The organism is Acinetobacter sp. GW821-FHT01E09, from assembly GCF_059422385.1.
Map to the genome: position 1 here is coordinate 1,652,999 of NZ_JBWKWU010000001.1, position 13,045 is coordinate 1,666,043.

General features: G+C 39.8%; 12 protein-coding genes. 11 read left to right on the forward strand and 1 reads right to left on the reverse strand.

Features of this window, described 5'->3' with window-relative positions; translation table 11 throughout:
* Nucleotides 1-25: 25 nt before the first annotated feature.
* Nucleotides 26-493: a MarR family winged helix-turn-helix transcriptional regulator gene (locus tag AC07U8_RS07565; protein ID WP_004721604.1), complete on the reverse strand. Its 468-nt coding sequence runs from the start codon at nt 491-493 to the stop codon at nt 26-28.
* Nucleotides 494-640: 147 nt separating this feature from the next.
* On the opposite strand from AC07U8_RS07565, the gene AC07U8_RS07570 reads away from it, so the two are divergent.
* The 11 genes from AC07U8_RS07570 (at nt 641) to AC07U8_RS07620 (ending at nt 13,019) form a co-directional block, all read left to right on the forward strand.
* A complete protein-coding gene (locus AC07U8_RS07570; protein WP_034614176.1) occupies nt 641-1,753 on the forward strand; it encodes an amidase in 1,113 nt (370 codons plus the stop codon).
* Nucleotides 1,754-1,771: 18 nt separating this feature from the next.
* On the forward strand, nt 1,772-2,938 hold the full coding sequence (locus AC07U8_RS07575; protein WP_105714294.1) for an acyl-CoA dehydrogenase family protein: 1,167 nt from the start codon (nt 1,772-1,774) through the stop codon (nt 2,936-2,938).
* 43 nt (nt 2,939-2,981) lie between these two features.
* Nucleotides 2,982-3,509, forward strand: a complete 528-nt coding sequence (locus tag AC07U8_RS07580) for a nuclear transport factor 2 family protein (protein WP_034614181.1) — start codon at nt 2,982-2,984, stop codon at nt 3,507-3,509.
* Nucleotides 3,510-3,539: 30 nt separating this feature from the next.
* Nucleotides 3,540-4,817: an aromatic ring-hydroxylating oxygenase subunit alpha gene (locus AC07U8_RS07585; RefSeq protein ID WP_004721598.1), complete on the forward strand. Its 1,278-nt coding sequence runs from the start codon at nt 3,540-3,542 to the stop codon at nt 4,815-4,817.
* Nucleotides 4,818-4,827: 10 nt separating this feature from the next.
* Nucleotides 4,828-5,313: an aromatic-ring-hydroxylating dioxygenase subunit beta gene (locus tag AC07U8_RS07590; protein ID WP_004721595.1), complete on the forward strand. Its 486-nt coding sequence runs from the start codon at nt 4,828-4,830 to the stop codon at nt 5,311-5,313.
* 11 nt (nt 5,314-5,324) lie between these two features.
* Nucleotides 5,325-6,062 (forward strand): SDR family NAD(P)-dependent oxidoreductase, encoded by a 738-nt coding sequence (locus AC07U8_RS07595; RefSeq protein ID WP_034614183.1) that lies wholly within the window; start codon nt 5,325-5,327, stop codon nt 6,060-6,062.
* A 34-nt stretch (nt 6,063-6,096) separates the two neighbouring features.
* On the forward strand, nt 6,097-7,050 hold the full coding sequence (locus tag AC07U8_RS07600) for a PDR/VanB family oxidoreductase (RefSeq protein ID WP_004721592.1): 954 nt from the start codon (nt 6,097-6,099) through the stop codon (nt 7,048-7,050).
* 68 nt (nt 7,051-7,118) lie between these two features.
* Nucleotides 7,119-8,075, forward strand: a complete 957-nt coding sequence (locus tag AC07U8_RS07605; protein ID WP_494737606.1) for a p-hydroxyphenylacetate 3-hydroxylase reductase component — start codon at nt 7,119-7,121, stop codon at nt 8,073-8,075.
* A gap of 144 nt (nt 8,076-8,219) precedes the next feature.
* Nucleotides 8,220-9,134: a transcriptional regulator FeaR gene (feaR, locus tag AC07U8_RS07610; RefSeq protein WP_034614190.1), complete on the forward strand. Its 915-nt coding sequence runs from the start codon at nt 8,220-8,222 to the stop codon at nt 9,132-9,134.
* Between the two features lie 208 nt (nt 9,135-9,342).
* A complete protein-coding gene (gene tynA / locus AC07U8_RS07615; protein ID WP_494737607.1) occupies nt 9,343-11,658 on the forward strand; it encodes a primary-amine oxidase in 2,316 nt (771 codons plus the stop codon).
* Nucleotides 11,659-11,741: 83 nt separating this feature from the next.
* Entirely contained in the window at nt 11,742-13,019 is a 1,278-nt protein-coding gene (locus tag AC07U8_RS07620; RefSeq protein ID WP_494737608.1) for a hypothetical protein, read from the forward strand.
* The last annotated feature ends 26 nt before the right edge of the window (nt 13,020-13,045 follow it).

Consider the following 13,045-nt stretch of genomic DNA (forward strand, 5'->3'; position numbering starts at 1 on the left):
GCTAATGGGCGTTTATTTAGAGCTTTTAGCTTGATGGCATCAAATTGAATAGCTTTTTCAACTGTGCATTTAACTGATGCAATTCTTCATCTTCAAAGGCATTTAAAATCCCAGATAAAGTCACTTGGCTGATTTGATTAATCTGCTCCACCAGTTCTTTGCCTTTGTCAGTGAGCTTGACCATCGAGATACGTTCATCAGACTCTGAAGAAAAAACCTGCACAATATCATCCTCAACTAGGCGATAAATGGCTTTGGTTGCTGTGGTCAATTTAAGGGTAGAGAGGTTGGCAATTTCGGTAATACTGGCTTGTTGCAAAGCATTGGTACTTAAAATAATTTTACGACGTGTATTGTCGATACCTAATTTTTTTATTGATTTTTCAATAAGTTGTGTGTATTTACCATTCACTTGAGAAATCCAAAAGAAAGGATAGCTTTGTAAGCTGCTAGGTTCATTATTAGGTAGAAATTGTTCTAAATGAGTAAGCATAGCAAAGTGATAACTTTATAAAGATGAATATTCATCATTATACAAAAATTAAAGAAAAAATCTTTGCTCTTTCTGATAAAAACATCTTGACAATTACATTACTTTTTCCGATATTGGTATTAAGTACAAAAATACATGGAAAAGTGAATGAATATTGTTGTACAAGACGTACAAATAGGACACGGTGCTTTAAAAGTCATGGTGAAAGATTCCATTGATATTCAAGGTCTAAAGACCATGATCGGGAGCAAAGCCTTGATGGATAAGCCTTCTGCAACAAAAAATGCAGAAGTGGTAGAGCGTATTTTGGCAGCGGATTGCCAAATTACCGCAAAAACCAATCTACATGAGTTGGCTTTTGGTATTACCGGGATCAATCCTGTTTTTGGCACTGCAATCAATCCTCAATATCCTGATCTAATTCCAGGTGGTTCATCGAGTGGGTCTGCTGCTGCCGTAGCCGCAGGTCTGGCTGATTTTACTTTAGGTACCGATACTGGTGGTTCAATTCGTATGCCAGCGGCATGTTGTGGCGTGTATGGTTTTAAGCCGACATTCAATCGCGTCAGTCGTCAAGGGATACATCCAGCCATGAGTTCGCTGGATTGCGTGGGACCATTTGCCGCTTCGGTTGCAATGATTGAAACCGCGATGCAGATAATCGATCCAAGTTTCCATGCTTTGGAAAAATTAGCGCATACGCCGAAACTGGCTTGGCTTGAGGTAAATGCGAACCCAACGGTATTGAACTGTATTCAGCAATTTCTTGCTCAGGCGAATCTGTCAGCTACACCAGTGAAATCTGAATGGTTTGAACCTGCTTATGATGCAGGGATGCAAATCATTAATTATGAAAATTGGCAGGCGTATGGTGAGTTAACCAAAACTGGTTTGCTGGGTGACGATATCCATGCTCGCTTGCTCAAATCTGCGCAAACCACTGCGCAACAAGTAAAAGAGGCGGAAGCGGTCAAAGCACAATTTATCAATGAAATTGATGACTTATTGGAAAAATATGATGCCGTGTTACTGCCAACCCTTCCGCAAATCCCACCCAAATTAATCGATGCAGAACATATGGTTGCACTGTTGAACTTAACTTCATTGGTGCGTCCATTCAATTTATCTGGACATCCGGCAATTTCAATACCGCTCAAAACCAGCGAAGGGCAACCAGTGGGTTTACAAATCGTGGCGAAACGAAATTCGGATGAGCTACTGTGTGCAATTGCGAAATATATCGTGGATGCCGCGCAATAAATGACAAGGAGTTGGGTAATGAATAATTTATCGACAAAGGAATTTGTAATGGACACAACAATAACGGAATTAGAAGCACTCTGTCAGGAGATTCGAGAACGGGCTTGTACAGGCGAGTTCGATAACCAAGCGTATGTGAGTCAAGACATCATCGATAAGTTAAAGCAGATTGGAGTCTATCGTGCATTGGTACCGAAACGTTTTGGCGGCAATGAATGGTCACCTCAACAATTTTGTGAGTTGATTGAACGTTTGTCTAAAGCAGATGGGTCCGTGGGCTGGGTTGCGAGTTTTGGGATGAGCCCTGCCTATTTGGGTAGCCTGCCTGAAGCAACGCTTGAAGAATTATATAAAGAGAGCCCAGATATTGTATTTGCAGCAGGTATTTTTCCGCCGCAACCCGCAGATTTAAGAGCTGACGGCGTGGTGGTAAAAGGTCGATGGAAATTTTCAAGTGGTTGTATGGGGGCCGATATTATTGGGGTGGGGATTAGTCCACAGGTCAATAACACCACACAAGGTCTCCCCCGTTTAGCAATTATTCCTGCAAAACAAGCGCAAATCGAAATGACTTGGGATACGGTCGGTTTAAAGGGAACAGGCAGTCATGATCTGTTGGTGGATAATGTCTTTGTAAACAATGACTGGACCTTTATTCGTGGTGAACCGTCCAAACTTTCGGAACCTTTTTTTAAATATCCATCACTGTCGTTGGCAACACAGGTGTTAACTGTGGTCGGGATCGGTGTTGCAGCAGCAGCGTTGGAAGAATTCCAAAAGTTAGCGCCAGGGAAATCATCCATTACAGGTGGTGCTGAAATTGCCAGTCGCCCCGTCACCCAATATGAATTTGCCCAAGTCGAAGCTGAGTTTAAAGCAGCACGTGTTTGGTTCTACGACACTATGCAAATCGTTTGGAATGAAATTATTGCAGGTGGTACGCCAACGCCAGAACAGATCAGTGAGATGCGTTTGTCTTGTACCCATGTTGCTCGAGTTTGTGCACGTGTAACGCGCAAAATTCAAATGCTGGCGGGCATGACTGCAATTTATACCCATAACCCATTTAGCCGTTTTGTGAATGATACCAATGTGGTGACTCAGCATGCCTTTATGGGTGATGCCACTTTACAAAATGCCGCTTTGGTGAGCTTTGGTATGCAGCCAGCACCCGGTTATTTATAAGCCGAATTTAAATAATCACGAGATGTCCAAGGATGAATATGACATGAATAGCCAGATAGATTTGACCGTTATCTTACAACGCTTAGAACAGCTCGAAGCGCAAAACGCGATTCGTAATTGTATTCATCGTTATATGGAAATTTGTGATGGATTAAATGCCAAGACTGACCTCAATGAATTAATGGATTTATTTGATCAGGACAGTATTTGGGAAGGGATTGGTGAGAAATATGGGCAATCTTTTGGTCGCTATACTTCATGGCAAGCCATTTTTGACATGTTTAAAAGCTATACCCAAACCGAATCACATTTTGTGATGAATGCGCATTTTGTCAGCTCAGAACAAATTTATATTGCCGGCGATCAGGCCAATGCAAGCTGGTTGATGTTGCAAACCTCGACCTTTCTCAATGGAGATAGCCATTTAAATGCCGCAAAACTCAGCGTGAAATTTAAACAGCAAACCGATGGTCTATGGAAGATCAAGCATTTTCAGACTGAAAATATTTTTAGTCGCCCCGTGTCTCACTGGAACAGTACAGCGATATTGCCAGTACCGTCTCAGCAATAAGTTATGGATAAATTGAAAAGGATAATGGATATGAACAGTATTATTCCAATGCAGAATATTAACATTGATTACAGCGAGTTAGTTCAAAGTGATCGTGCGCATACCTCTTTATATAAAGATGCGCGTGTCTTTGATGATGAAATGGAAAAGATTTATTACAGCACTTGGGTTTGGGTGGCACATGCCAGCGAAATTCCAGATGGTGGTAGCTATAAAACCATTAATATTGGTAAGCAACCTGTGGTCGTTGTACGTGACCGTAAGAAAAAAGTCCATGTATTGCTCAATCGTTGCCGCCATCGTGCAGCAACGGTATGTGAACATAAAAAAGGCAAAACCAACAGTTTTGTTTGCCCATATCACGGATGGAGCTATGCACTGGATGGTTCATTGCGTGGTGTACCTTCGCCTGAAAGTTACGGTGAGTGTCTGGATAAATCAGAGTTTCCATTGATTAGCCTACGTGTTGAAGAATACAACGGTATGATTTTCGCCACCTTTAAAGATGATATTGAGCCTTTAGCGGATTTCTTGGGCGCTGCGAAAAAATGGATTGATTTGTTTATGAAACAAGGCGCAGGTTATCCAATTAAAGTATTGGGTGAACATCGTTTCCGTTTCCCAGGCAATTGGAAAATCCAGCTGGAAAATACCACCGATGCTTATCATTTCCCCTTGGTACATAAGTCATTCTTAAGTTCAGTCGATGAGAAGACTGAAGAATTGTTTAATTTTGAAAATCAACCTGGCTATGTTGAAGACTTAGGCAATGGTCACAGTGTCATGGTGATGATTCCTGAGCTGGTGGATTTAGATGAAGAGTTGATGGAACGCCCAATTCAGGAACGTTTTGAAGAGCTTGCTCAAGCGTTACGTGATGAAGGACATGAAGAACTTGAAGTACGCCGTATTGTACGTGCTGTGGGTGGTTCTGGTTTTAACTTAAACCTGTTCCCGAACATTGCCTGTTCAATGGCGTTCTTCCGTGTTATGCAACCGATTTCAGTCAATGAAACTGAAATTCACCATTCTGTGATTACGATGGATGGTGGTCCACAGATTGCCAATCAATATCGCTTACGTCTACATGAACATTTCCAAGGTCCATTTGGTTTCGGTACGCCTGATGACTCAGAAGCGTGGGAACGTGTGCAACATGGTGCCAATGCTGGTCATGATTTATGGATCATGTTGAACCGTGGTTTACCCGGCGAAGTAAAAACTGAAGATGGCTTAAAGAGCGATGTCAGTGCAGAAACTGGAATGCGCGCTGCTTATCAGCAGTGGAAAAAGATGATGACGGCTTAAGGAGAGTAGCATGAACATGAATTTGCAATTATTAAATGAAGTGACTGCTTTTGTTTGGGCTGAAGCTGACATGTTAGACCACAGTGAATACCGTGAATGGCTCAATCTCTGGAATGAAAAAGGCGTGTATATCATTCCGATTGATCCGACACTCAAGGATTATGAAAATAATTTGAACTATGCCTATGACAACAATCATATGCGTACATTACGGGTAGAACGTTTGGAAAATGGTGAAGCGATTTCGACTGCACCCAAAGCCAATACCGTCCGTAGCGTGTCACGTATCCGTGTCGTAAAAGATGAGGATGGTGAAATCATTTTACGCTGTGCACAAAACCTCCGTGAATTCCGTAAGGAAAGCTTAAAACATTACACCGCAGATGTGATTTTTCATTTGGTTCGTGATCCAGAACAAGGCTTTAAGATCAATCGTAAAATTATCAACTTAGTCAACTCGACCGATACTTTGGCGGGTATCAGTTACATCCTCTAGGAGCGCAAAAAATGAAACAGGTTGTTTTAGTCACGGGCGCAGCATCTGGTTTAGGGAATGTGATCGCCGAATATTTTGCAGCACAGGGGCATCAAGTGATTGTCTCTGCCAGCAGCTTAGAAAAGGCTGAAAATGCCAAAGCACGTAGTCCTAATGCCGAGAATATGTTTGCGTTAAAACTGGATATTTCAGTTGAGCAAGATTTTCATGTTGCAGTGCAGTGGATTCAACAAAAATTCAGCAAATTGGATGTGTTGATTAATAATGCGACGGTCACCAAGGCAACCCCTGTTTTAGAGATTACTGCAGCTGACTTTGACTGGATCACTCAAGTGAATCAGCGAGGAACCTTTCAAGCGTGTCAGATTATTGGCAAATATATGGCAGATCAAGGCTATGGCCGTATCGTCAATATGGCTTCATTGGCAGGGCAAAATGGAGGCACTGCAACAGGAGCACACTATGCTGCAACCAAAGGTGCAATTGTGACTTTGACCAAAATCTTTGCCAAAGAGTTTGCTGCTAAAGGCGTGACTGTAAACGCCATAGCACCTGGGCCAATGGAATCACCGATTGTACACAGTGTGGTATCTGACGAAAAAATGGCGCAATTTATTCAAAATATCCCAGTCAAAGCATTAGGTAGTATGGAATTTATTGCTGAAACCTGTGCCTTGTTGGCAAGCCCAAGCGCAGCTTTTGTCACTGGGGCGACGTGGGATATTAACGGTGGATTATTTATGCGTTAAGCCTTGGGCGAGATGCATAAAAGGGAGATAAATCATGGCTACACTCTATAACGTGGTTGTCAGAAACCGTCATGTAGAAGGTGGGAATGTTGCAGTCATGGAGTTTGAATCTGCAAATTCTGCCACATTACCAAAAATTGAAGCAGGTGCGCATATTGATGTGCACTTACCCAATGGTATGGTGCGTCAGTACTCACTTTGCCAAAACCCAAAAGATGTTGGCATATTCCGACTGGGGATTTTACGTGATCCAGAATCGCGTGGTGGTTCAGTCTCGGCTTTTGATGATTTAAAAGATGGTATGCAAATACAGGTCAGTGAACCGAAAAACCTGTTTCCATTAGTCAAAGCCAAACATGCTGTACTGGTGGGTGGGGGGATTGGAATTACCCCTTTGATCACTATGGCCTATCAATTGGTACAAGAAAATGCATCTTTTGAACTGCATTATTGCGGGGCAAGCCCAGAGCAATGTGCCTTTGTCGATGAAATTAGAAATAGTGTATTGGCGCCATTTACCACCTTCCATTTTAAATCGGAAGGGGCCAGCCATCGTGAGTTTTTTCAATCTGCCATTCAGGACATAGACAAAGCAAGCCATATCTATACCTGTGGTCCCAATGGATTTATGGATTGGGTGATTAATTTGGCATTGACGCAAAATTTTCCTGAGCAACAGATTCATAAGGAATATTTTCAGGTTGAGGTTGAAACCAACGGTGATGCATTTGAAGTTGTTGCTGAGCGTAGCGGCAAGATCATCATGGTCAATGCCGAAGAAACCATTCTGCAAGCACTGGCACGTGAAGGGATTGAGATTGAAATGTCTTGCGAACAGGGCGTCTGCGGAACCTGTATGTGCGATGTGATCGAAGGTGAGCCTGATCATCGTGATGTGTATTTTACTGATGAAGAAAAAGCCAGTAATGAACAAATACTGGTGTGCTGTTCCCGTGCAAAGTCAGCACGATTGGTACTGGATATTTAATTGCTTTTAACAGGACGAAGCAATTTCAGATACCGAGCTAAATAGGATAAAAGATTCAGGAGAGAATAATGAATTCATTAAAATCAATGGATGAAATCAAAATAGATCCAATGCAATTTAGACGGGCATTGGGTAATTTTGCTACAGGTGTGACCATTGTGACGGCACAAAATGAGCAAGGCGAGAAGGTTGGAGTCACTGCAAATAGTTTTAACTCAGTGTCTTTAGACCCACCACTCATTTTATGGAGTATCGATAAAAAATCATCGAGTTTTTCTGTATTTGAGCAAGCTACACACTTTGCGGTAAATATTTTATCGGGTTCTCAAATTGAGTTATCCAATAAGTTTTCCCGTCGCAATATCGATAAGTATGAAGGTACAAGTTATCAGGTTGGTGAAGGTCAATCACCAGTTCTAGACCATTGTTCAGCAGTGTTTGAATGTGAACGGCATGAAATTATTGAAGGTGGTGATCACTGGATTATTATTGGCAAAGTCATTAAGTTTCATGATCAAGGGCGTAGTCCGTTGGTGTATCACCAAGGTGCGTATTCAGGCGTGATTCCTCATCCATTATTACAGCTTAAAGATACTGTAGAAGCAGAAGACTTAGGCGAATTACATCAAGGGCATTTATATAGTAATGTCTGTTATTTAATGAGTCGGGCGTTTAAATTTTATCAGACTGATTATATTCCGAAGCAGTTAATCACTGGATTTCGAACCAGTGAAGCAAGATTATTATTGGTGTTAGGCAGTGGTACCGCATCCAATAAAGCAGATTTACCACGTGATATTGCCATGCCGATGCGTGAGATCGAACAAGCTGCGCTTATCTTAAAAAAAGATGGTTTATTGATTGAAACGGAAGGTTTTTTTAAGTTAACGGAAAAGGGCAAGAAAACCGCACATTATCTGTTTGATATTGCCGATAGCCATCAAAATGAAGTTTTTGAAAAATATCCTGAAAATGAAAAGGAAATTTTTATTAAAATTTTAAAGGATATTGCGGGGATTGTATAAGACTTAATTAGCTGATAGGTTGAAAGGGTCTATCAGCTTTAGACTATTCGCTATTTATATAATAAAAAAAAGAATTTATGAGCGAGAAGTATATTTAATATCGATTTTTGAAAAGTTTAAACCGTAAAACAAGGAAGTGAGCGGATGAACCAATATGTACGTGATGCACTAATAACTTGGACGCGTAATATCAAAAATGTTTGCGGTAATTTTGAAACAGATTTTGATGGTACCCGTGATTTGTTCATTGGCGAAGTCGAATGTTTTTTATTGGGCGATACTGAGATCGCTTTTATTAAAAATAATGCAAACAAAATTGTCCGAAAAGCGGATGAAATCGATCGAGTAAATAATCGTTTTTGTTTTTTGATTTTGCAGTATTCGGGCAAAATACAGTTGAACTATAAAAATGAAACCTTGAGCCTCAATGAGGGCGATATTGTATTACTCGACCCAGTTGAAACAATTTCTATGTTTCCACAAGGCTTAGTCAGTCAAATTTCTGTGCATTTGTCGCGGGAAAAATTGTTGAAAGAAAATATTAGTTCTGAATATTTTGGCAAACTCATTACGCAAAATATGAGTGGTTTTTTACTTAAAAATATTATGAAAAATATGTCTGCTGAAAACATTAAACTTTGGTATGCAACTGAAGATGGTAATGCTTTTGAAGATGCCTTGATTGCTTTAATCAAGCCGACAATTAATTATAAAAATATGCATGATTCAAACAATCTTATGGAAAAAGCAGAGCGCTATATTATTGAAAATTTAGCCAAACCTGATCTGACACCTAAGCTGATTGCTGAGCATATTGGTGTATCATTACGGCATCTTTATCGATTATTTCTTCAAGAAAATTTATCGATTAACAAGTATATACAGCTCAAACGCTTAGAAAAAATTAAAGCAGATTTGCTTGATAAAAAAAATAAGCAAAGCTCGATTACCCAAATTGCCTTGAAATGGGGATTTTGGGATGGCGCGCATTTTTCAAAAATCTTTAAAAAAAATTATGGTGTCTCTCCTAAAGAATTTAGAGAGCATGTGTTGACTTAAGTCTTTTGTTTTTTGATGTCACTTCTAGACAAGTTCGAGGTCATTCCTGAACAAGCTAGCCCCATGCAAGTGTGTTGAAATTAAATCGATGAGAACAGTTAGGAACGACTGAATAAACTTAAAAATATTCAGTTTATCTCACGAATTTCACACATAGGAATGTGCATTTAACTATCTGTCTTAGATAGTTTAGGGATAGATGAAAAGGATGAAACTGATGCGTAAACAACGATTATTCAATGACATACAAAAAATATTGGCGCTTAACTTATCTATAGCTGCGAGCTTTTGGGGACTGAACACACAAGCTTATGCGCATGGTGGGCAGGCAGAATTAGTCCCTTTATATCAAAACATGAGCGAGCAAGGCGCTAAAGTTGTAAAAGATGATTTTACCAATACGTATATGATCAGCAAAGGCTCTATAGTGGTGAGAGCTAAACCAAATTCAGATCAGGTTTTAGTCAATGGTAAACCGTTAAAGTTAAGTGTGCCATTAGTTATTAAAGAGGGTAAGCCTGTTATTGGCAAAGACTTTTTCAATGAAGTATTTCAGTCTGGCTTAGATCAAACATTTAAAATTGAAAACACATTTCACCCACTCAATAGTTTAAATACAGAAGAAATCAAAAAAACATTTGAAAGTATTAATCGCTCAAAATATGCCTATAAAAATATGCGTTTTGCCGAGTTAAAGCTGAAAGAACCTGAAAAAGCCAAAGTGTGGGATTATTTCATTAACCACAAAGACTATAAAGAAGACCGTATAGCATCTTTTATTTTATTAAAAGGTAATCAAGCGATTGAAGGTGAGGTGAACCTTCATACTCAGCAAGTTACAAAATGGAATGTATTAAAAGATACACATGGAATGATCCTGCTAGATAACTTCGAGACAGTCCAGCGTGTGATTGAGTCAAGCAAAGAATATCAGGAAGCTTTACGTAAACGAGGCGTAACAGATGTTAAAAAGGTCATTACCAATCCTTTAACGGTTGGATACTTTGGCGGTAAGGATGGTTTAGACAAACAATTGAACGTTTTAAAAGTCGTGTCATATCTAGATACAGGCGATGGCAATTATTGGGCACATCCTATTGAAAATTTAGTTGCTGTGGTTGATCTAGATAAAGAAAAAATTATTAAAATTGAAGAAGGGGCAATGATTCCCGTTCCGATGGCAGATCGACCTTATGCGACTAAAAATACGCAACCCCCGAAAATTAAACCACTGAACATTATTGAACCTGAAGGTAAAAACTTCACAATTACTGGCCAGACTGTACATTGGGGAAACTGGTGTTTCCATGTTGGACTAGATTCTCGTGTTGGCCTACAGCTTTCAACCGTGACTTATAAAGATAAGGGTGTAAAGCGTAAAGTCATGTATGAGGGCAACCTTGGTGGAATGGTTGTTCCATATGGTGACCCAGATATGGGATGGTACTTTAAATCTTATCTAGACTCAGGTGAGTATGGTATGGGAACACTCACTTCATCGATTCAACTGGGAACAGATGCGCCAGAAAATGCGGTTTTACTGGATGCCGTGATTGCTGACTACAAAGGGCAGCCCCAAGTTATTCCAAATGCGATCGCAATTTTTGAGCGATACGCTGGACCTGAGTATAAGCATCAAGAAATTTTTGGTGATCAGGATGCAAGTGAAGCCCGCCGTGAGCTTGTGGTGCGCTGGATTAGTACGGTTGGAAACTATGATTACATGTTTGATTGGGTATTTGCTCAAAATGGTGTCATTGGAATTAATGCTGGTGCAACAGGAATTGAAGCTGTTAAAGGGGTTAAAGCGCGAACTATGCATGACAGTACTGCCAAAGAAGACACTAAATACGGCACGTTAATTGACCATAATATTGTTGGTACAACGCATCAACATATCTATAACTTCCGTTTAGATCTGGATGTCGATGGGGAAAATAATAGCTTTATGCATATGGACCCAGTCGTGAAGGTAAATGACAGAGGTGGTGTTCGTACAAGTACGATGCAAATTGACAGTCAGGTGATTAGCAATGAGCAAAACGCTGCTGAAAAGTTTGATCCGTCGACTATTCGTTTGCTAACGAACTTTAATAAGGAAAATAAACTTGGTAATCCAGTTTCTTATCAGCTGATTCCGTTTGCTGGCGGTACACACCCTGTGGCGAAGGGGGCAAATTTTGCCAAAGATGAATGGTTATTTAAACGCCTGAATTTTATGGATAAGCAAATTTGGGTGACGCAGTACAATGCCGATGAACGCTACCCTGAAGGTAAATATTCAAATCGCTCAACGCATGATACTGGTTTAGGACAGTTTATTCGTAACAATGACAATATTGAGAATAAAGACCTTGTGGTCTGGATGACGACAGGAACAACCCATGTAGCACGTGCTGAAGAATGGCCAATTATGCCAACCGAATGGGTTTATACCTTAATCAAACCGTGGAATTTCTTTGACAATACACCAACCTTGAACTTGGGTGATGAAAAAGAAAATACCCAGCATGGGCATCACTAAAGATGCCAATCAGCAAGTACGGGTAACCAATAAGTTACCCAAAACTTAGCGTCTTGTAGACTGTTCACAAAAAGGAATTTTGTATGAAAACGCTACTTTCTCAAGTGATGAGAGGGACTCTCTTTGTCTCAATTTTTTCAACTGTCTATGCAAGCGAAATAGAAATCCAACCGATTTTTGAAGTCACCTTGGGTGCTTTTAGCAGTGGGAAAAGTTATAACGGTGAAAACATAGCTGAGCAAAGAATAAATTGGCAAGAAGGGCATCTTAAATATGGTGCAAAAGGACAATACACATTGAATAACAACCAACTCTATGCTGGTTTGAGTGGGATTAGCTCAGCCACATTTGGAGAGGGGGATGCAGGACAAAATAGTAATGGTAAAGAACATAAAACTGATGTGAATGAATGGGTCATTGGTTTTAAAGATGGTACTCATAAAGATCAATTGACCACATATGATTTAAGTATTGGTCGACAAAATATAATGATTGGGGACGGTTTTTTTATTGCTGGTGATGCATTAAACCTAGGGAAACTACCCGCAGATGGCACATTAGACCGTGGAGGAGCCTATTATCTGGCGGCACGACGCAGTTTTGATTTTACCAGTCTGCTGCAATATAAATTGCAAGATCATACAACCTTAAAACTGGCCTATTTAAAATCGAATAATAAAGCACAATTTTCATCAGAACTCTTTGTAACTGATCTGATGTATCAACTTAATGATAAAGGTATCGGATTTACTTACTTAAATGTATTAGATCTTGACGATGCCGAGCATATTTCAGGGCGGGAAGATCTTAAAAATTATGCTTTACGTTTGAATTATCAACTTTTACCAGAATTACAAATTAAATCTGAATTTGTTGTTCAAGACAAAAAAGAACACCAAGAAAATGCCGGTTATTTAGGACTGAACTATAACTTTTTATCCTCAAAATATACGCCTTTGCTAGGCTATCGCTTTAGTCGTTTTTCAGACCAATATGATCCCATGTTTTATGGAAATACCGTGGGATTTGGAACATGGTTTCAGGGGGAGGTTGCTGGAAACTATGCGGGTCCTTTCAATAAAAATGCCGATATTCATCAAATATCTTACATGATGAATTTAAAAGAAAATTTTATATTAGGTGCTTTGGCACATAAGTTTAAAACAGTAAATAAAGCTTTAACAAATGTTGATGGACATGAGTTGGATGTGTTTTCGGTCTGGTCTGTAAATAAAAACGTTACCGTTATTCCGCTCATTGGGCTGTATAAACCGAAGCAAGATATCCATAGTGGCGGTACTCAAAACTATGATGATAAGACCAATCTATATGCTCAATTGATTTTGCAATATATCTATTAATTAAGCCTTTTAAAGTTAAACGTGAG

Bases quoted from the DNA above. Each gene is read 5' to 3' on its own strand.
- AC07U8_RS07590 (WP_004721595.1), top strand. From the start codon at position 4,828: ATGAACATGAATTTGCAATTATTAAATGAAGTGACTGCTTTTGTTTGG.
- AC07U8_RS07580 (WP_034614181.1), top strand. From the start codon at position 2,982: ATGAATAGCCAGATAGATTTGACCGTTATCTTACAACGCTTAGAACAG.
- AC07U8_RS07600 (WP_004721592.1), top strand. From the start codon at position 6,097: ATGGCTACACTCTATAACGTGGTTGTCAGAAACCGTCATGTAGAAGGT.
- feaR (WP_034614190.1), top strand. From the start codon at position 8,220: ATGAACCAATATGTACGTGATGCACTAATAACTTGGACGCGTAATATC.
- AC07U8_RS07565 (WP_004721604.1), bottom strand. From the start codon at position 493: ATGCTTACTCATTTAGAACAATTTCTACCTAATAATGAACCTAGCAGC.
- AC07U8_RS07620 (WP_494737608.1), top strand. From the start codon at position 11,742: ATGAAAACGCTACTTTCTCAAGTGATGAGAGGGACTCTCTTTGTCTCA.
- AC07U8_RS07595 (WP_034614183.1), top strand. From the start codon at position 5,325: ATGAAACAGGTTGTTTTAGTCACGGGCGCAGCATCTGGTTTAGGGAAT.
- AC07U8_RS07605 (WP_494737606.1), top strand. From the start codon at position 7,119: ATGAATTCATTAAAATCAATGGATGAAATCAAAATAGATCCAATGCAA.
- AC07U8_RS07575 (WP_105714294.1), top strand. From the start codon at position 1,772: ATGAATAATTTATCGACAAAGGAATTTGTAATGGACACAACAATAACG.
- AC07U8_RS07585 (WP_004721598.1), top strand. From the start codon at position 3,540: ATGAACAGTATTATTCCAATGCAGAATATTAACATTGATTACAGCGAG.
- AC07U8_RS07570 (WP_034614176.1), top strand. From the start codon at position 641: ATGAATATTGTTGTACAAGACGTACAAATAGGACACGGTGCTTTAAAA.
- tynA (WP_494737607.1), top strand. From the start codon at position 9,343: ATGAAACTGATGCGTAAACAACGATTATTCAATGACATACAAAAAATA.